We start from the raw sequence: 19,258 nt of genomic DNA on the forward strand, positions 1-19,258 counted from the left end.
ACCCGTGCGTAACGCGCGCATCCGGCGCTGAGGGCGATGCCGTCACGAAGGAAACCCGCCGGGCGCGGCCCGGCCTCCAGCGTGCGCATCATCGGCGGCGAATGGCGCGGGCGTCGGCTCACCATCACCGAAGCGCCCGGCCTGCGCCCGACCGCCGATCGCGTACGCGAGACCCTCTTCAACTGGCTCGCACCGCGCCTGCCCGGCGCCCGCTGTCTGGATCTGTTCGCCGGCACCGGCGCCCTGGGACTGGAAGCGCTGTCGCGCGGCGCCGCCTGGGTCGAGTTCATAGAAACCGATCGCGCGGCCGCACAGGGTATTCGTGACGCCCTGACCACGCTTGGTGCCGCCGATCGCGCCGCGGTGCGGGAATCCGATGCCCTGACCACGCCGCGAACGCAGGCGCAAGGCGCGGCCGGCACGCCGGACATCATATTCATCGACCCGCCGTTCGCCGCCAGTCTGCACGCCCGGGCGCTGGCTGCCATCCAATCGATCGTGACGCCGGAAACGCGTATCTACCTGGAATATCCGCTTGCCGAGCAGGCACTGATCGAGTCGCTTCTGGCCGACCGCTTCACGATACTGCGCAGCAAGCGTGCCGCCGGCGTGGGCTATTGCCTTGCACGCGCCGCCGTGGATGGCGAAGATGGCCCGTCATGAACAATGAGCCGCCTCGCCGGCTCGCAGCAGTCGCCTGATTCAGCCGCGGCTGCCGATAGAAAAGGGGGCCGATATTTCGGCGCGAACCACGACAGATCGCCTGACGGCGGTGCACATGCGAGTGCGGCCGTGCGCAGCGCTCGGCCAGAGGCGCGAGCCTATGGGTCGGCGCGCCGAGGCGAGTCCATGCGCCGGGGCCCCTACACAATCCGTTTACGAACTGATCAGAGGTTGATATGAGCAAAGATATCCGGGCGGCCTATACCGGCACGTTCGATCCGATCACCAATGGCCATGCCGATGTGATCCGCCGTGCCGCCGGGATGTTCAACGAACTGATCGTGGCGGTCGCAAGCAATGCCAGCAAGAAATCGATCTTCGATCACGAGGAACGCGTCGAACTGGCCAAGCTGGTGCTGGCCGACGTCGACAACGTTATCGTGATGCCCGTCACCGGCTTGATCGTGGACTTCGCCCGCAAGCACGACGTGCGCGTGCTGGTGCGCGGCGTGCGCGGGGTCGGCGACTACGAATACGAAAAACAGATGGCGGTCATGAACCGGCATCTGGCTCCGCAGGTCGATACCATCTTCCTTGCCCCCTCCCCGGAATATGCGCATATCTCCTCGACCCTGGTGCGCGAAATCGCATTCCTGGACGGGCGCATCAGCGGCCTGGTGCCGAGCCTGGTCGCCGACAAGCTGCACGAAAAAACCGGCGGCTGATGGCAAACAGTTAGCGTGCACGGGGGTTTGCGGTACGAAAGCTGTAGAGCGCAGCCAGGCAAACCGGTATCGTTCCCGCATCATTGATCTTCATCTCCAGACTGTCATGCGCGTTCGCTTCACCTGCCTGTTGCTGACCATCCTCCTGACCACGAGCCCGCTGTCGGTCGCGGCGACGCCGTCCAAGCCGGCGGTGGCGAGCGCGCATCCGGCCGCCACCGCGGCCGGCATGGCGGTACTGGCTCAGGGCGGCAACGCCTTCGATGCGGCGGTCGCCGTGTCCGCCGCGCTCGCGGTGGTCGAGCCCCAGAGTTCAGGCCTGGGCGGCGGCGGCTTCTGGCTTCTGCACGACGCCGCCAACGACCGCGACGTGATGGTCGACGGCCGCGAGAAGGCGCCGGGTGCGGCCACCCGCGACATGTATCTGGATGACAACGGCGACTTCATCGAAAACGCGTCGCGCGACGGCGCCCTGGCCGCGGGCATTCCCGGCGAGCCCGCCGCCCTGGTGCATATCGCCAAAACCTACGGCGCGCTCGATCTGGCCACCGATCTGGCGCCGGCGATCCGTCTCGCGCGCAAGGGATTTGCCGTCAACGCGCATATGCGCAAGCTCGCCGCTTATCGCAAGGACGTGCTCGCCCGCTTTCCGGCCAGCGCGGCGTTGATCCTGGACGCCGACGGCGAACCGCTCGCCGAGGGCACGCTGCTCAAGCAGCCCGACCTGGCGGCGACCCTCGAGGCGATCGCCCGCGACGGCCGCGCCGGCTTCTACGCAGGCGACGTCGCCCGGCATCTGGTCGACAGCGTGCGCGCGGCCGGTGGCATCTGGACGCGCCAGGATCTCACCGACTATCGCGCGGTCGAGCGCAAGCCGATCACCGGCAGCTATCACACGCCCGAAGGCGATTACCGCATCGTATCGGCGGCCCCGCCCTCCTCGGGCGGTATCGTGCTGGTCGAAGCGCTCAATATCCTCGAAGGCTTCGACTGGGCCGAACTCGACGATATCCAACGCAAGCACGTTACGATCGAGGCCATGCGCCGGGCGTATCGCGACCGGGCCCAGTATCTGGGCGACCCGGACTATGTCGACATGCCGCTGGCTCGACTCGCGGACAAGGACTACGCGGCCGGCCTGCGTGCCGGCATGCGTATGGACCGTGCCACCCATAGCGACGAGCTGGCGCCGGTCACAGCCTCGTATACCAGCGCGGGCACCGACACCACCCACTTCTCGATCATCGACGGCAACGGCAATCGCGTAGCGGCAACCCTGTCGGTCAATTTCCCGTTCGGCTCGGGCATGGTGGCGGCCGGTACCGGTGTATTTCTCAACGACGAGATGGACGATTTCGCCGCCAAGCCATTGACCCCCAACGGCTACGGCCTGGTCGGCACCGAGGCCAATGCCATCGCCCCCGGCAAGCGCCCATTGTCGAGCATGACGCCGACGTTCGTGGTCGGCGACGATCGCGAGATCGCGCTCGGCACGCCGGGCGGTTCTCGCATCATCTCGATGGTGCTGCTGGGGGTGCTCGACTTCACCCACGGCGGCGATGCCGAGAGCGTGGTCTCGCACCAGCGCTATCACCACCAGTACCTGCCGGACGTGGTCGAATACGAGCCGGGCGCCTTGTCCGACGCCACCATGGCCGGGCTGCAGAAACTCGGCCACGAGCTCAAGAACGTCGGCCGTCACTACGGCGATCTGCATGCGGTGATCTGGGATCGGACCGACGGCACGATGGACGCGGCGTCCGATCCGCGCGGCATCGGCTGTGCCGAAGTCGGTCTGGACGACAAGCATTGCGAGACCGCCGTGCCGTCAGGCTCGGGCGTCAGGTATTAAGCATCGAACAAGCCACACCCGCGCCATCTGAAAAGCGGGTGTTCAGCGACTATCGACTGCTTGCGTTGTCGCCTTGGCTCTGGCCTGGCCTGACTGGACTGGACTGGGTTCTAGGCAGATCCGGCCGGCCGAACCTGTGCCAGCCCGGCGCGACCATCAGGCACGCCAAAGCGTTCCTGAAGTGCGGCGGCTTCGCGCAGGATATCGTCGCGCGCCGAGACTTCCAGCATCTCGCGCTCTCGATCCAGCCGCCGGATTTCGCGCGTCGGATAGGTATCACGCTGTTCGCCGCGCGGCATGGTCGAGGTCAACAGGAACAGGCGGTAGATGGCGGGATAGTCGCTCTGCCCGCTGGCCGGCGAATACCAGTGGTCCAGCAATACCTTCAGGCGAATCGCGCCTTCGGACAGATTGAGTTCGCGGGTGAGCAGACTGTCGGCGATAATGGCGAGACTGGTAGCCAGATCGGCCTCGGTCTCTGCCAGCACCCCGGCGTTGTGGGTGTCGCGCTCGCGTTTCTGGCTGGCGACACGCCACCACAACCAGGCGGCATAGGCCGCCAGCGCAACCAGGACCGCGCCAGCGGCAACGAGGAGCAGTGTCAGGCCCAAGGCGATGCTAGCGCGCCGTCATCGGGTCAGCGCTGCCACGCAGGGCATACTGCTCGGTGATATCGACGGTCGCCATGTCACGGCTGTCGGCCGGGCGATAGATCACGATCTGGATCGCGCGGTCCGGATAGCTGAAGTACACCCGTGAGGTACTGGCGCCGCCGGCCAGCCCCGAGTCGGTATGCACCGCTGGCGTATCGCCGGCATTGGGGGCATTGGCGAACGCCGCGATCAGGTTTTCCATCGCCGCTTCACCATCGGTGCTGCGAAACGAACCCAGATTGCGGGTGACGCGAACGAGCCGATCGTTCTGGATCGTGAGCGTACCGATGGCCTTCGGATAGCGGCCGTCGTTGGCCATGCCTGGCTCGCGCTTGGGGTAGATCGTGTACTGGTTGCGCACCGAGGTCGGCGCCACGTCGAACTGCGCATTGGCGACCGCCAGCGTGTCGGCACGCGAGGCGCCGAGTTCCAGATTGGTACCGCCAATATCCACGGTCTGCGCGAAAGCCGACTGGGTGGCCATCGCAATCATGAGCGCCAACGCCCATGGCGCGGTCTTCTTGAGTCGATCCAGATTCATGCGTCGTTCTCCTTTTTTCGATTACTAAACGCTAACATGCGCCGACCGCTGCTGCCCTGCAGCAGCGGTCGGCGTGACCCGTCAGGCCGCGCCGCGCGATACCGACAGCAGCATCTGATTCATGCGACGCACGAACGTCGCCGGGTCATCCAGTTCGCCGCCCTCGGCCAGGATCGCCTGCTCGAAGAGCAACTGCGAAAAAGCCTCGAACTCATCGTCGCCCTGCTCTTCAGCCAGGCGTTCGACCAGCGGATGGGTGACATTGATCTCCAGATGCGGAGCCGAGTTCGGCATGGCCTGTCCCGCCTCCTTGAGGATGCGCTCCAGATGCGCGGACATGCCGTGCTCGTCGGCCACGAGACAGGCCGGCGAATCGGTCAGACGATGGGTCACGCGGACCTCGTTGACCCGCTCGCCCAGCGCGGTCTTGATGCGCTCGACGAGACCCTTGGATTCCTCGGCCAGCTTTTCCTGCTCCTTCTTCTCTTCTTCGGTCTCGGCTTCGCCCAGATCGAGCGCGCCCTTGGCCACCGACGACAATTCCTTGCCTTCGTATTCGGTCAGGTGCGCCATCACCCACTCATCGACGCGGTCGGTCAACAGCAGCACTTCGATGTCCTTCTTCTTGAAGATCTCGAGATGCGGGCTGTGCTTGGCCTCGGCCAGCGTGTCGGCGGTGATGTAGTAGATCTTTTCCTGACCGGGCTGCATGCGAGCGATGTAGTCGTCCAGGCCCACGCCCGGATCGGCCGATTCGTCGGTCGTGGTCTTGAAGCGCAGCAGCTTGGCGATCTTGTCCTTGTTCTCGGCGTCTTCGACCACGCCTTCCTTGAAGACCTGACCGAATTCCTTCCAGAAGGTCTTGAACTTCTCGGGCTCGTCGTCGTCCCTGGCCATCGATTCGATCAGGCCCAGCACCTTCTTCACCGAGCCGGCGCGGATCTTGTCGAGCACGCGGTTGCTTTGCAGAATCTCGCGCGAGACGTTCAGCGGCAGATCGTTGGAATCGATCACGCCCTTCACGAAGCGCAGATAGCGCGGCATGAGCTTGTCGGCGTCGTCCATGATGAACACGCGCTGCACATAGAGCTTCACGCCGTGCTGCTTGCCATTGGGATCGAACAGATCGAACGGCGCGCGCTTGGGGATATACAGCAGCGACGTGTATTCCTGCGAGCCCTCGACCTTGTTGTGGGTCCAGGTCAGCGGATCTTCGTAGTCGTGGCAGGAATGCTTGTAGAACTCGGCGTAGTCGTCATCGGAAATCTCCGCCTTGGCCTGGGTCCATAGCGGCGCACCGCGGTTGACCTGCGCCCAGGCGGCTTCCTTGCCTTCCTTCTCGTCCTCTTCGGAGAGCTCTTCCCGCATCTTGATCGGGAAGGCGATATGGTCCGAATAGGTACGCACGAGATGACGCAGACGATAGCCGTCGAGGAATTCATCCTCGTCCTCACGCAGATGCAGCGTGACGGTGGTGCCGTGGCCGGGCTTGTCGATATCTTCAAGGGTGTATTCACCGCCGCCGTCCGAGATCCAGCGCGTGCCCGTGGACTCACCGCCGCGGCGCGTGTCGACGGTCACCTTGTCGGCCACGATGAAGGCCGAATAGAAGCCCACGCCGAACTGGCCGATCAGATGGGCGTCCTTCTTCTCGTCGCCGGACAGCGAATCCAGGAAGGTGCGCGTGCCCGACTTGGCGATGGTGCCGATACGGTCGATGACCTGTTCGCGGGTCATGCCGATGCCGTTGTCGCCAATGGTGACGGTACGCGCGTCGGTGTCGAAATCGATCCAGATCGACAGTTCCGGATCGCCTTCGAACAGCGCGTCGTTCTTGACGCCCTCGAAGCGCAGCGTGTCCAGCGCGTCGGATGCATTCGAGATCAGCTCGCGCGCGAACACTTCCTTGTTGGAATACATGGAGTGGATCATCAGCTGCAGCAGCTGCTTGACCTCGGCCTGGAAGCCGCGGGTTTCCGTGTTCTGGCCCGCGTTGCTTTCGGCCTGCCCCTGTTCTGTCTGATTAGCTTGGTTTTCGCTCATGGCGTTCTTCTGGCTGAGTTGTGATTGGATGACCGTGGCGCCCTCGCCACCCCTGACCGACGAAATGCGGCTCGGCGTGACGCTTTTCAAGTTCCGCCCTCCGCTGATAGCCACGGCGCGAGACGTTCGCGACACACGAAAAAGCCCGCCGTGAAGGCGGGCTTGTTGATCTGCCGCGACGGGGCGCGCGAAGATCAGGTCATCGTCAGCACCACACGAAAGCGCGCTTCGTTGCTGATCATGCGTGCGTACGCCGCATTCACCTCGGCCAGCGGGTAGGTCTCGATCTGGGTCTCGATATCCCGTAGCGCCGAGAAGCCGAGCGTGTCCTCCGAGTCGTGCGGGGTACCGCTGGGATGGCCGGCCACGCTGCGGCGGGCCATGAGCAGCTGGAAAGGCGAGACCTCGATCGGTTCGGGCGAGGCGCCCACCACCAGCAGCTGACCGTTGACGGCGAGCCCGTCGATCACGGAACTCATGAGTTTCGGATTGGGCGCAGTGGCGAGAATGACCTTTGCGCCGCCCAGCTTCTGTAATGCCTCGGCGGGATTTTCGGCTGCGGTGTCGATATAAGTATCCGCACCGAGTTGCATGGCCAGTTCTTTCTTGTCGGTTCCGCGCGACAGCGCCACGGTATGAAAGCCCATGGCATGGGCGTATTGAACGCCCAGATGGCCCAGTCCGCCGACGCCGAGCACGGCGACGACATCGCCGGGCACGGCCGGGCTGTTGCGCAGCCCGTTGTAGGTGGTCACGCCGGCGCAGAGCAGCGGGGCCGCGGCCACCGAGGACATCTCGTCGGGAATGGCGACCAGGGCTTCGGCCGGCGCCAGCATGTATTCGGCATAGCCGCCGTCGTAGCTGATGCCGCAGACCTGCTGGTTCTCGCAGGTGACGAAATCGCCGCGACGGCAGGATGCGCAGGAAAAGCAGTGGCCACCGTGCCAGCCGACGCCAACGCGCTGCCCGTTCTGCCAGAAATCGACGTTGTCGCCGAGCGCGTCGATGGTGCCGGCGACCTCATGTCCGGGCACGCGCGGGTACTCCAGGCCGGGGAACCCGCCCTCCTTGACGAAGGCGTCGGAATGACAGATACCACAGGCTTCGATTTTCACGCGAACCTGATCGGGACCGGGGTCGGGAATATGCCGGTCGACGAGCTCGAAATCGCGGCCCGCCGCACTGATCTGCGCGACTTTCATCTGGGACATGACGATCCTCTGTCGTTGTGATTCATGTTCCCGAGACTAGCATTCTCCAATCCTCATGCGCCCGCGCATGTTCGTCCCGAAATTCGGCCTGAACAGACTTGTAACGTGGCCGAATCGATGCCAAAGCCGTTGAATGCCCGACTCTGCGCCGTGCTCATCAGCGACTTGCCAAGAGTGGCGCGGCGAGGAGTTCTTGGCCAGCCCCTAAATTTGAGTAGCAACCGCAATAAACGGCTACCCGCCCGAAGTCAGCGTGAATATCAATCCAGCAGTGTTCCCGCAGCGAAACACTCTCTCAAGCCTTGAGCAGTATTAAACACCAGGTTGAAACTCACGCCAGCTTTGCCGCGCTTCACGCCGGTATCGAAAACCGCAGCGATTACCGCTTGCCCCTAGCCGCCGTCGAGCAGCTTGTGGCCCAGCTCATGCGCTTCGTCGGGCGGTTGCGAGCGAACGCCTGGCGACTAGGAGATACCCCCTAACCATTGAATTGACAGCCTGATTGAACAGGTATATCGGTTAGATCAAGGGTAGAGTCCCGATTGCAACAGGGAGCGCCTCGGTGCTCGGCTCTGGTGCCTTCTTCTTGTCCGAGGCGAACGGCACGGGCCGGGCAAACTGAGAATTCGAGAAAGAAGTCATGGTTTTGAAAAGTCTTGCCTTTCACTTTCACCTCAGCCACATGATCGAATCCGACGACTGCGGGTTCAGGGATACACGTTGATCTCGGACTTGGACGCAGTCTGCTAACGACAAGTCGCATCAGCCCTGTTAGTTAAGGCACGGACTAATTTGGCCCAACGAAAATACCGCAGGAGAAAGAAACCATTTGAACAGAACTCGTTTTTTATGTCGTTGGCGAACAAAGAGCGGCCGGCATTAGCATCTGGACGAGGGGACGGGCATGAAAATAAGGGATTTAAATCGATCGCGTTCTCACGCATCAAGCGTCGCGCTAGGCATGATCCCGCCCGGCAGCATGATTTTTTCGCACTGCGTCATCGGCAATATCGTGGCGCTCGGCGACGCTGCTGCCGTGTTTTTCTCAGGGTATATCTCATACCTGATCTATCCGGGCTGGAGTTCTGACAACTACAGCTTCTATCTCGCCGCACTGGTCATCAATACCCTGCTCACGTTGATCGTGTTTTATGAACAGGGGCTGTACACCGTCAGCGCTATTTACCGCCCGATCAACCAGCTCTACCGAATCATGCTGATTTGCATGCTTCTGTCACTGGTTCTGGTTGGGCTGGCCTTCGCCTTCAAAATATCGGAGCATTTCTCCCGCTTCTGGTGGGGCACCTGGCTGGCCAGTCTTACCCTGTCGATCTATCTGGCCAGGGCCGCGGCTTATCTCGCTTTCGAGTCGTGCGTACGCAAAGGCTGGATGACCCAGAATGTCGCCATCGTCGGCGGCGAGGCGCACGGAGAACGGCTGATCAAGCACCTGGACAGCCGCAAGGACCCCTGGATGCAGATCGTCGGGGTTTTCGATGATCGTCGGAGTCGGATTCCGCCGCGTGTTGGCCAATATGCCGTGCTGGGCAGTCTCAATGAACTGATCCTCTATGCGCAGGTGAACCGGGTCGACGATGTACTGGTGGCCCTGCCCTGGTCGGCCGATGCCCGGGTGGTGGATATCGTCCATACCTTGAGCATGCTGCCCGTGCGCGTCCGGCTTTGCCCGGACGCGGTGGCATACAATTTTCTCAATCAGGGCTCAAGCCATTACGGTGGCGTCATCGCACTCAACGTACTCGACATACCCATTGCCGGGTGGGGCGCGATGATCAAGGGCCTCATGGACCGCGTCGTGACGTTGTCGATCTTGTTGATCGCCACGCCCTTGATTGCGCTGATCGCGATTCTGATCAAGCTCGACAGCCCGGGCCCTGTGTTCTTTCAGCAACAGCGCTACGGTTTCAACCAGCGTCTGATCAAGGTGTACAAGTTTCGCAGCATGCGCGTGGATCAGCAGGACGACAATGCGGCCCGGCTGGTCTCCCGCGGCGACCCGCGTCTGACGCGCCTGGGCGTTTTTCTGCGTCGTACGAGTCTCGACGAACTGCCGCAGCTGTTCAATGTACTCAAGGGCGAGATGTCGCTGGTCGGTCCCAGGCCGCATGCGCTGCAGGCCAAGGCCGCCGATATGCTCTATCAGGATCTGGTCAGCGAGTATGCCGTTCGCCACAAGGTCAAACCGGGCATCACCGGCTGGGCACAGGTCAACGGCTGGCGTGGCGAGACCGACACCGCGGAAAAGATCGAAAAACGCGTGGAGCATGACTTGTACTACATCGAGAACTGGTCGCCGATGCTGGATCTGTACATCATTCTCTGGACGATCGTGGCGGTTGTGAAAAACGACAATGCCTATTGACGCTGACTGAAGCCGGAGAGGTCGACAGGGGATGAAAGATGGCAGTCGAATTCTGCTGGTGCTTGAAACCAGCGGCGGCGGCTCGGGCCGGCATGTGCTGGATCTCGCGCGTGAATGCAGCCGGTTGGGACATGACGTCCATGTCGCCTTCTCGCCACGGCGCATGGAACCCTGGTTCTACGAGCAACTGTGCGCGCTCGAATCCGTCTCGCGTCTTTGCGTCGATATGCGGCGCGCGCCCCACCCGAGCGATATCCCGGCCACCTGGCGTCTTCGCCAATACCTGCGCCGGGCGGGCCCCTTCGACGTTATCCATGGACACAGTTCCAAGGGCGGCGCGCTCGCGCGCCTGGCCGCGCTCGGCTGCGGCGGTCTGCGGCTGTATACCCCGCACGCCCTTCGTACCCTCGACCCCTTGCTCAGCCCGCTGGCACGCCGCCTCTACGCCACCTTGGAATACGCCCTGTGCCCTCTTGCGCACGGCATCATCCACGTGTCCGAGGAGGAGTACAGGCATGCACTCGAGCTGGGGCTGCCGAGGCGCAAGCTATTCGTGGTCGCCAACGGGCTCTCGCTGCCACGGCAGACCGAGACACGGGCACAGCTGCGGGCCCGCCTGGGTCTGGCACAGGACGAATTCTGCATAGGATTCGTCGGTCGCCTCGTGGCGCAAAAGGCACCCGAGCGAATCATCGAGGCGTTCGCCGCGCTCCACCAACGTTATCCGATTGCACGTCTGGTGCTGTTGGGTGACGGGCCCCTGGCCCCGCAGATGCGTTCGCTCGCCGATCGCCTGGGCATCCTGCAGGCGATCGTCTGGTTGCCGCGCGGCAATGGCTTCAAGCACATGCCGGCCTTCGACGTGTTCGCCATGCCCAGCCTGTACGAGGCATTTCCCTACGTACTGATCGAGGCGACAGCGGCCGGCCTGCCCATCGTGGCAACACCCGTGGGCGGGACACGAGCGCTCGTTGCAGAAGGACAGAACGGGCTGATCGTGTCCCACGATGCAGCTGACGAGCTGACCGCCGCGCTCGCCACGTTGTTGGAGCAACCCGATCTGTGTCGCCGTATGGGCGACGCGTCGCGCCAGCTGGCCGCCGCATTCACGGTGGAGACCATGACGCGGACTACTCTCGCCGTCTATGGGGAATTGGCAACGGGTCGCGCGCGGCGCTAGCTTGCGATGGCGCCGCGCAATCGATGACTGACGGGACGCTCAGCCGGCACCCCCCAGTGGTCCGCACGACATGCGCGCTCTAAGCGCGGGGCGCAATCGTCAAGCCGAATCGCTACACGACTCCGCCGAGCCACGCCTCGAAGCAAAGTGCCTGTTCTACTACTAACCATATTGCGAGCGTCTCTTGCCGTCGGTCATCGACAGCACCACGCCGCTCAGCTGTGCGCCGGACTGAGCATGGCGCTTGAACACCTCGAGCACCAGTTCTTGAGGGGTCTCGCCCCAGCGCACCACGAAAAGCGTTTTTTCCACCTTGGCGGAAAGGATGCGCGCATCCAGGAACATGTTGCTGGGCGGCGAATCGAAGATCACCAGATCGAAGCGCCCGCTGAGCACGCCCAGCAGGTCGCCGAACCGTTCCGAGGTCAGTATTGTCAGGGGATCAGCGGTCCGCCGACCTGCGGTCACGTACCAGGCACCGGACTCGGGGTCTTTGCGCAATGTCTCGTCGAGCTCGGCCTCACCGGTCACCAACTCGACCAGGCCCGGCGACTCGGTCGCATTGAAGGCACGATGGATATCCGGGCTGCGCAGATCGGTATCGACGACCAATACATTGGCCCCCGTGAAGGCCTCCATGCGCGCCAGACTGACCGCGATCGCCGTCTTTCCCTCATTCGCGACCGACGACGTGATCAGAATGCTCTTTGGTGCTCCGTCGCGATTGGATAGGAGCAGACTTTCGTAAATACTACGCATCGCCTCCCTGACCGCGACATTGGACTGATCGAGCAGCCTGTACGCGATGGAGCGATTGCGAACCTTGCTGAAGACGCCCAGCTTCGGTACCGAACCGAGTACAGGCATCCGCATCGTCTCCTCGACTTGCCTGCTGCTGCGAAAGCCACGATCACGCTGCTCGGAGATCAACACGATCAGCATGCCCAGCAGAGACGAGCCGACCAGCGCAAGTGCGAGCATCGCGCCCGTCTTGGGAAACGAGGCGCTGCTGGGCACGTCGGCCAGCGACACGATGCGGGCATCCGCCTGCTGAACGTCCATACCCTGCTGCTGGCGTGTTTCCTTCAGGCGTGACAACAAAGTCGCGAGCAGGCTGCGATCCGCTTCCGCCTCGCGCTCAAGTGAACGTAGCTTGATCTCTTTCTCGTTGGCCTGGCCCACCTCAGCCTTGAGTTGATCAAAGCGGTTCTGGATTGTCCTCTCGCGCACCCTGGCCGCGGCAACATCGTTGCGGTAGCCGTCGACGATACGTTTTTCCTCGTTCTTTATGCGCGACCTGAGTGCACCGATATCGCGCTGAATATTCACCATGGCAGGGTGTCGGGGTGCGTATTGCGCCGACATTTCTCCCTTTCGATGCAGCAACTGCACCTCTTGCTCCCTCAGATACGGGATGAGCGCCGAGTTCATGACTTCGCTCGAGGCCTCGATACCCGCCGGCGTCTGCGCAAGCTTCTGGATTTGTTCGAGCCGCGCCTCCGCCTGCGCCCGCTCGATTTTTGCCTGGGTCACTTGCGTGCTGGTATCCGTGAGTTGTTGTGTTATCAGGGTGCTACCCTGATCGCTTTGGAGTAGCCCCGATTTCTGACGATATGACTCTACGGCCTGATCCTCGGCCTCCACCTTCGTGCGTAGCGAGTCCACGCGTTTGTTAAGCAGTTCGGTATCCAGTCTGGCCATTTCTTGCTTGGCATCGCGTTGCCCTTGAAGATAAATTTTTGCCAGCGTATTGGGTACTTGCGCAGCCGTCTCTGCGCTATGCGAAGAAAACGCGACAGAGAGGACACGAGAGTTACCCTGTACGGAAACCTCCAGCTTTTCGAGAAAGGCCTCAATGACGTCGGCGAGCTCAGCGCCGGAGCGCTGGCTACCGGACTCCGGCGCCGACACTGCGTCGACAACGGATTGCTCATCGACGGCGGGGCCGCCAAGCTCGAATACATTACTCGACCACACCGCAATGGCGCGCTTGTATCGCGTCACCTTCGCAGCCAACCAGCTCGGCGCGCGCAGCGCAGGGTTGAACTCGGGATCGTCCTGCAGCCCCAGCCGGTCAATTACCTTTTTAGCCAGACTGGGAGAGCGCAGGATAACCATTTCGCTCTCGATACTTTCGGGATCGGCAGGCAGCCCGACCGCTACATTCACCAGCGAAGCCACGTCAGGGGAGCGGCTTCCAATGATCAGAAGCGATTGTGCACGGAACGTCGGGCTGATCTGCAAGAGTACAATCGACACTGCAATCATTATCGACGCTACCACGGCGAGGATTAGCCCTTTCCGCCGCCAGAGCGTGTTGAATATATCCCAGAGCCCGACCGTATCCTGCATGCGTGAAGCCGTGGCGATATATTCAAGTTCGGCCGGCAGAGCCAGCCGCTTGCGATTATCGTTCTCCTGTTCGACTAACGAGTGCGCCATGCCCATTGGGATCCCCCCGAAACCAAAGTTCCGTCAAGTCGATGGCGTCGAGATAAAACCCGCCATCTCTATCGGCGGCGTGCTGTTGTCATTCCGACTCGCATGCTCGTCTAATTTCGATATTAATCCGATGCGAGCGCTATTTGTAGCCCTATATAATGAAAACACCTGGTCCTTTGAGTAGAACTCCCCGAGCTACCGATATGGACCATCGGCGACCGTCCAGATGGGAATTGTGCCAGGCGCTTTGATTTCATTTTTAACGCACGGAGTTATCACCACATCTGCATCGACGATTGATGCTCCCTTGGCGAACCTGCCAGCGCTACATGCAACCTTTCAACGCGCCCGAGTCACCGGCGCCCGTTTAGTTTCGCCCAACAGAAAAGTTCATCACAATGCTGTGCGTGCATATGTTGAGACACTGCGACAGCTCCGGCTCGACCCGAAGGATCTGCTGGTCCCGGGTCGGTGATCGAGTGGCGGTGCCTGCGTCGCTAATGAAAAACACGGGCATCGCTCACACGGGATCCTCCGCGACCTCTATACAGGACGATTGAAGTTCGAGCAGCGTGTCCCAGTTCCACGCATCCATTACCGGCGGGCGCCTCTGCCTTGCCGAATCAGCGCAGGCACTTGTCGCCTACCGTAGGGCGGCGACCACGGCTGCAAGCATGTCATCACAGCCACCGACGCAGCGGACAACGGCCTATTCAGGAAACGCTATCGTCTGCTGGCCAGCGTGGCTGACGACGACGAATACCGGTTCATCGGTGACGAACAGCCCCTCCGACTCGGCGGATACCGGTGTGCCGACCACATTCGCGATCTGCGTGATTCCAGCCTTGGACAAACCCGGGCGCAGCGCCGACCAGGCGACCTCGGAACGCACCTTGTTACGATTCTCGGTGTAGACCCACACGACCAGCACGTCTTCCTGCGCGCCTTTGAATTCCGACACCCAGACATTCCCGGGCAATTGCCTGGTCTCGCCGGGCGACTTGTTATCAAGCCACATTCGCAGGTTGTAAAAGGCTGCATAGGCCGGCTTGGGGAAGCCCCAATAATCGCGTATACCGAAGTGATCTTCGGCATATTCACGCCGATCACCCCAGTCCTGATAGTTGTACCAGAAGATCTTGTTGATCCCGATAGGCAACGCCAGCGCATAAATCTTGCTCATGTACACAGCTTCACCAAGTCGGCTCAACCCCCCGACCTGATTGCCATCGCTTGGATAACCGAAGAAGCCGCCCGGGTAGTTGCCTTGATGGGGCGCTCCCACCTCGGTGAACCAGATCGGCATGTTCGCAACGCCGTTCTCCGCCATGTGCTGGCGAATCGTATTCACATAGTCTTCAAGCCAAGTCTCCGGGCTCGGAAAGTCGGGCCACGCATAGGGGTGTAGCGACAGAATGTCGTAAACCTTCGCCGCTTCGCTGCTTAAAAACCTGTCGACTGATTCGGTATCGATCCCGGCGACCTGGTAGATCAGTTTTATACCGGAATTGGCCTCGTTGGCCGCTTCGCGAACCGCTTTGATCTTGGCTTCGAGGTTGGACCAGTAGTACGCCTTTGGGTACTCGGACGTAATATTTTCCTCGATGCCCACCTCCCAGAAAAGCACCTCGGGGTCCGATTTAAAATATTGCTTGCTAAGATTTTTTATCAGAGAAAGCTGTGCCCCGGGAACGGGCTTCGAGTCATCGGAAACCCATGGGTCATCCGCGATGAGCGGCAGTTCCACGAGACCACGTTCTCTTACATAATCCATATGTCCGCGCCAGCCGGCGGCATCGGCAGCATTCCGGTTGCGACTGGATCGGCCGCTTAACCACGTCGTTGTCTTGACCCATCCGCCTAAGTAGGGATCATTTGGATCGGCGTGCACGATGCCAAACGACGATGCCGGATTCAGACGGCGCTGTGATGTCGAGAGCCGCGGCAGAACAACGAACCCATATTCGCGGGCCTCACCAACGCGGCGGCCGGGCAGCGAAAGTCCAAGCGTGCTTGTCTCGAAGACCAGCCCGTAATAGCCCACCTCCCGGGCCGGCGACGTGATGGTCTGCGTCGACCCGGCGTTGACCGGCGCGGGATCGCTCAAACGTTCGCCCTGTGCGTTCCGCCAGTAATAGCGAACGCCGCCGCCACTGGCATTGGTCACACTCACCTGGACGGAGAAAGGTTCTCCAGGCGCGTGCACATGATACGGGTTGTCGTCCTTGATCTGGATGCTGGCCTCGGCTGCGGTCGCACCCTCGGCCCAGCACAGCAGCAAAAACGACAAGACCATCCACCTGCATTGCGAAATTCGCATTGAGTGGTGACTCGATAGGTTGCCTTGGTCCGATATCTCATTGTCGATGGCGAGCATGGCAGCTCCTCCTCTAGAGTAACGGGCGCGCCCGGCAGGGATGCAGCAGCGGCTCGCCCGAGCGGATCTGAACTTCATTCGTGTCGGTGGCGTTCCGGCCAGATGTCCGAAAACGCGGGTATAGCAGCGGTACATGCGCAATCGTCTGGGCGCTCCGACCGACGTTATCGCTTCTCGGGTAGCGCGTCGATCACCCGAAAACAGGTTTCGAGGAACCAGCGCAGTTGGCGTCGGGCCACGGTATATTGGCTCCTGAAGACCGACCTTCCAAACAACCACCTATCGTAGCCGCCTGCTCGCAAGCGTTCGCCCACACCTACTTTTGCCGATCTCTGTAGGTACCTGTTTGAAGATGGTTCCCGACATTCAAGCCGGGCACAGGCGCCCGTCTGTCATCTCGGACGGCTGTGGATCAGCGGCGGGGCAGTAACAAGAACTCGAGATTTGCGTACACGCAAGCGCCCCTTGATCGCCATAGGTAACCTAGCGATTTCCCTATAAGAATGAGCACGCAAAAATACGATGCGTGGCCAAGGATGCGCGCAGCCATGACCACGCCGTATCGAGAGGATCAGACGCCGCCGTATCGAGTATTGCTACCCAAGTCAGCACCTGATGAATCGATATCCGGTGGCGCCTGTGGTTCGGGCAATAGCCGTTGCAGACGCAGCCCCCTCGTCCACAGGACGCACGTCATGTCGCTCGAAGCGCGACAATCGGATGTACAAGATGGTCGACCGAACCGCGCGTTCGCACCCTGTCTACCGATGACATCACCTATGCGATTGATTACGCGTCACGGGACGGGCTCAGGCTGAACTGAAATTAGCCAGAAAAATGCCCCGGCAACAATGATGGAGCCGGAAGCCCGGAATAGACGGGCAATTCCATCGACAGACTGTCGAAACCTAGCATGGTTACCAAGACATCATAAGGGCTGCCTGGGTTCGCGATGGAACCGAGTGCAAGCGGGAAATAAGTCAGCACCGATCCCGATGGACTACTGGCAAGGCGCGTGCCGTGCTGATTGAAAGCGGGCATGGCTTTTTATCTGCACTTCCAAGCGTTAGGCCTGGGGACTTAAATACGCTAACAGCCGAACTGGGTTCTCACCCGTCTCAGCGCGCTATCGCAAAGGGTTATCCCCGCCCACGCAGGCTTGAACTTCCCCGCACCTTAGGCTTTACTTCTGGAAAGCAGGAACGTTGTGATGAAAACCGGATAGTTGGTGCTGTTGGGATCACTCGGGGAACGGGAGTAAATAGGCGGCACGAGAATTAACTCAACGCCGCAGCCAGCCACGACGCGGCGATTAATAGAATAATCATAATGAGTGGTAACGACACCAATACAGTACGGCAGCCCTGTCTCGCGGCTTTGATACCGGCCTGGAATCCGCGCGAAGGACTCATGGAAACCTTGCGCTCAATCTCTGCGCAACCGGTGGAATGCGTGATCTTCGTCGTCGACGATGGCAGCGAGCCGCCGATCGAACTACCCGCAAGAATGGGGCGGATGCCGATTCGAGTGATCCGTCAGGATCCCAATCGGGGCATCTCCGCGGCACTGAATACGGGGCTTCGGACAATTCTGGCCCAGTCCTTCGAATTCGTGGCGCGCAACGACTGCAGCGATATCGATCACGTGGATCGGCTCAGCCTTCAGTTGGCCTATCTACGGGAAAACCCCGATGTCGTGCTGGTCGGATCTTCGGTCAGATTCGACACCCCCAATCACGGCATGCAGTACACTTTTGTGGCTCCCGAAACCAAGGCGCAGATCAAAAAAAAGATGCATTACTCGGCGGCGATTGTGCATTCGAGCTGCATGTTCCGTACTGAAGCTTTCCGACAAAGCGGCTTGTACAGCGGGAAATATCCCCACGCCGAAGATTACGATCTCTTCTTCAGGCTCCTGAAAGACAATCGGGAAATTCGGAACCTGCCGGAGACCCTGGTAACTGCGGCCTACAATCCGGGCAGCGTCTCGATGTCCAACCGACGCATTTCGCTGATGAGTCGGTTGAAATTGCAGTTGAAATACTTCGATCCTCTATTTGCACACAGCTATCTGGGTATTCTCCAGACCCTGGGTTTGTGGCTCACGCCCTATCGGCTGGTCTGCATGCTCAAGGCGAAGCCGCTCGCCCGTAATCGGAGCTAGCATGTTGCGCGATATCTCATACAATTTACTGAAAGCGGTCGGCGCTCCAGCTGTCTATCACCGGACCTGCCCACCTTTGGGTGCGGTGCTGATGTGCCACAGCATCGGTCAGCCCCGAGTTCGCGAATTCAACCCCAACAGCAAATGGCGCATCACCCCAGAGCTTCTGGAGAGGGCCATAACCTGCGCTCAGGACATGGGATTTGAAGCGGTGACAATGGAGACCGCGGCGGACAGGTTGCGCGGTGACGGCAGCGATCATCCGTTCTTCGCACTCACGTTCGATGATGGATACGCGGACAACCTTCATGCGGCGCTTCCGGTCTGCCAACGTAACCGCGTACCCATGACGACCTATGTGACCTCGGGTTTCGTCCAGCGCAAACACGTCGCCTGGTGGCATTTGCTCGAACACCTGATCTCTGGGCACGAGACGATACGATTGAGTGTGCAAGGGCGCGACACAACGTTCGAATGCACCACCTTGCTAGATAAGCATGCAACATTCGATCGGATTGCAGAGTGGCTTACCCTCGCCTCCAAATCCGAGCGCGCCGAGTTCCTCGAGGAGGTCCGCTCGCGCTACGGTTCGGCATCCAGGGAATATGCCGACAGTCTGTTTCTTACAGAGTCGGAATTGCAGGAATTCAATCGCAGCGACTATGCGTGCGTGGGGGTGCATGGGGCGAGTCATTGTGCATTCGCGAGCCTTTCCATGGATGAGTTCTATCGTGAGTCCGATGAAAGCATCACCTATCTCACCGCGCTGACGGGAACCACGCCTCGCCATCTGGCGTACCCCTACGGCAATTCTGCCGCTGTTACCGAACATTCTTTTGACCTCGCCTACAAGCAAGGCTTCATAACCGGCGTCACAACACGACATGGCTGCCTGTCGAGAAATGAAAACAGACTGATGGCGCTTCCACGTATCCCCTTGTTTCCGGCGGATACGGAGAACTCATTGCAATGCAAACTATCCGGACTGACTACGCTTCTGGCGCGATGGCGTAAGCAGTGACAGC

14 protein-coding genes are annotated in these 19,258 nt (G+C 60.9%); 7 read left to right on the forward strand and 7 right to left on the reverse strand.

The genetic code is table 11. The annotated features are described in order from the left end of the window. The first annotated feature begins 36 nt into the window (after positions 1-36). From rsmD to ggt, 3 genes are all read left to right on the forward strand, one after another. On the forward strand, positions 37-663 hold the full coding sequence (rsmD, locus tag ACFOSU_RS04840; RefSeq protein WP_380687026.1) for a 16S rRNA (guanine(966)-N(2))-methyltransferase RsmD: 627 nt from the start codon (positions 37-39) through the stop codon (positions 661-663). A gap of 236 nt (positions 664-899) precedes the next feature. Then, complete coding sequence (gene coaD / locus ACFOSU_RS04845) at positions 900-1,388, forward strand: pantetheine-phosphate adenylyltransferase (protein WP_380687028.1); 489 nt, start codon at positions 900-902, stop codon at positions 1,386-1,388. A gap of 106 nt (positions 1,389-1,494) precedes the next feature. After that, positions 1,495-3,240 carry a gamma-glutamyltransferase gene (ggt, locus tag ACFOSU_RS04850; protein WP_380687030.1) on the forward strand — a complete coding sequence of 582 codons (1,746 nt, stop codon included), beginning with the start codon at positions 1,495-1,497 and terminating at the stop codon, positions 3,238-3,240. 110 nt (positions 3,241-3,350) lie between these two features. Here the strand turns inward: ggt and ACFOSU_RS04855 are convergent, their stop codons facing one another. The 4 genes from ACFOSU_RS04855 to ACFOSU_RS04870 form a co-directional block, all read right to left on the reverse strand. Beyond that, positions 3,351-3,851, reverse strand: coding sequence for a DUF2489 domain-containing protein (locus ACFOSU_RS04855; protein WP_380687032.1), 501 nt, complete (start codon positions 3,849-3,851; stop codon positions 3,351-3,353). Between the two features lie 7 nt (positions 3,852-3,858). Then, complete coding sequence (locus ACFOSU_RS04860; RefSeq protein ID WP_380687034.1) at positions 3,859-4,434, reverse strand: hypothetical protein; 576 nt, start codon at positions 4,432-4,434, stop codon at positions 3,859-3,861. A gap of 81 nt (positions 4,435-4,515) precedes the next feature. Continuing rightward, positions 4,516-6,477, reverse strand: coding sequence for a molecular chaperone HtpG (gene htpG / locus ACFOSU_RS04865; protein WP_380687036.1), 1,962 nt, complete (start codon positions 6,475-6,477; stop codon positions 4,516-4,518). Positions 6,478-6,671: 194 nt separating this feature from the next. Then, the gene (locus ACFOSU_RS04870) at positions 6,672-7,688 is read right to left on the reverse strand and encodes an alcohol dehydrogenase (protein WP_380687038.1); all 1,017 of its coding nucleotides are present in this window, start codon (positions 7,686-7,688) and stop codon (positions 6,672-6,674) included. A gap of 979 nt (positions 7,689-8,667) precedes the next feature. Here ACFOSU_RS04870 and ACFOSU_RS04875 point away from each other — a divergent pair. Next, positions 8,668-10,071, forward strand: a complete 1,404-nt coding sequence (locus ACFOSU_RS04875) for an undecaprenyl-phosphate glucose phosphotransferase (protein ID WP_380687041.1) — start codon at positions 8,668-8,670, stop codon at positions 10,069-10,071. A gap of 31 nt (positions 10,072-10,102) precedes the next feature. Beyond that, the gene (locus tag ACFOSU_RS04880; protein ID WP_380687043.1) at positions 10,103-11,251 is read left to right on the forward strand and encodes a glycosyltransferase; all 1,149 of its coding nucleotides are present in this window, start codon (positions 10,103-10,105) and stop codon (positions 11,249-11,251) included. A 162-nt stretch (positions 11,252-11,413) separates the two neighbouring features. Here the strand turns inward: ACFOSU_RS04880 and ACFOSU_RS04885 are convergent, their stop codons facing one another. The 3 genes from ACFOSU_RS04885 to ACFOSU_RS04895 all read right to left on the reverse strand — a co-directional run bounded on the left by ACFOSU_RS04885 (position 11,414) and on the right by ACFOSU_RS04895 (position 17,111). Further along, positions 11,414-13,699 carry a GumC family protein gene (locus tag ACFOSU_RS04885; protein ID WP_380687045.1) on the reverse strand — a complete coding sequence of 762 codons (2,286 nt, stop codon included), beginning with the start codon at positions 13,697-13,699 and terminating at the stop codon, positions 11,414-11,416. A 703-nt stretch (positions 13,700-14,402) separates the two neighbouring features. Next, complete coding sequence (locus ACFOSU_RS04890) at positions 14,403-16,070, reverse strand: hypothetical protein (RefSeq protein ID WP_380687047.1); 1,668 nt, start codon at positions 16,068-16,070, stop codon at positions 14,403-14,405. A gap of 825 nt (positions 16,071-16,895) precedes the next feature. Then, positions 16,896-17,111 carry a hypothetical protein gene (locus tag ACFOSU_RS04895; RefSeq protein WP_380687049.1) on the reverse strand — a complete coding sequence of 72 codons (216 nt, stop codon included), beginning with the start codon at positions 17,109-17,111 and terminating at the stop codon, positions 16,896-16,898. A 288-nt stretch (positions 17,112-17,399) separates the two neighbouring features. Here ACFOSU_RS04895 and ACFOSU_RS04900 point away from each other — a divergent pair, with 288 nt between their 5' ends. Both ACFOSU_RS04900 and ACFOSU_RS04905 read left to right on the forward strand, forming a co-directional pair. After that, positions 17,400-18,233, forward strand: a complete 834-nt coding sequence (locus tag ACFOSU_RS04900) for a glycosyltransferase (protein ID WP_380687051.1) — start codon at positions 17,400-17,402, stop codon at positions 18,231-18,233. A gap of 1 nt (position 18,234) precedes the next feature. Then, positions 18,235-19,254 carry a polysaccharide deacetylase family protein gene (locus tag ACFOSU_RS04905; protein WP_380687053.1) on the forward strand — a complete coding sequence of 340 codons (1,020 nt, stop codon included), beginning with the start codon at positions 18,235-18,237 and terminating at the stop codon, positions 19,252-19,254. The last annotated feature ends 4 nt before the right edge of the window (positions 19,255-19,258 follow it).

Origin of the sequence: Salinisphaera aquimarina (assembly GCF_042643355.1) — a bacterium.
GTDB lineage: Bacteria > Pseudomonadota > Gammaproteobacteria > Nevskiales > Salinisphaeraceae > Salinisphaera > Salinisphaera aquimarina.

Coding starts and splice junctions, on each gene's coding strand:
- rsmD (WP_380687026.1), top strand. CDS start 37: ATGCCGTCACGAAGGAAACCCGCCGGGCGCGGCCCGGCCTCCAGCGTG.
- ACFOSU_RS04895 (WP_380687049.1), bottom strand. CDS start 17,111: ATGCCCGCTTTCAATCAGCACGGCACGCGCCTTGCCAGTAGTCCATCG.
- ACFOSU_RS04900 (WP_380687051.1), top strand. CDS start 17,400: ATGAGTGGTAACGACACCAATACAGTACGGCAGCCCTGTCTCGCGGCT.
- htpG (WP_380687036.1), bottom strand. CDS start 6,477: ATGAGCGAAAACCAAGCTAATCAGACAGAACAGGGGCAGGCCGAAAGC.
- ACFOSU_RS04860 (WP_380687034.1), bottom strand. CDS start 4,434: ATGAATCTGGATCGACTCAAGAAGACCGCGCCATGGGCGTTGGCGCTC.
- ACFOSU_RS04870 (WP_380687038.1), bottom strand. CDS start 7,688: ATGTCCCAGATGAAAGTCGCGCAGATCAGTGCGGCGGGCCGCGATTTC.
- ggt (WP_380687030.1), top strand. CDS start 1,495: ATGCGCGTTCGCTTCACCTGCCTGTTGCTGACCATCCTCCTGACCACG.
- ACFOSU_RS04885 (WP_380687045.1), bottom strand. CDS start 13,699: ATGGGCATGGCGCACTCGTTAGTCGAACAGGAGAACGATAATCGCAAG.
- ACFOSU_RS04875 (WP_380687041.1), top strand. CDS start 8,668: ATGATTTTTTCGCACTGCGTCATCGGCAATATCGTGGCGCTCGGCGAC.
- ACFOSU_RS04890 (WP_380687047.1), bottom strand. CDS start 16,070: ATGCTCGCCATCGACAATGAGATATCGGACCAAGGCAACCTATCGAGT.
- coaD (WP_380687028.1), top strand. CDS start 900: ATGAGCAAAGATATCCGGGCGGCCTATACCGGCACGTTCGATCCGATC.
- ACFOSU_RS04905 (WP_380687053.1), top strand. CDS start 18,235: ATGTTGCGCGATATCTCATACAATTTACTGAAAGCGGTCGGCGCTCCA.
- ACFOSU_RS04880 (WP_380687043.1), top strand. CDS start 10,103: ATGAAAGATGGCAGTCGAATTCTGCTGGTGCTTGAAACCAGCGGCGGC.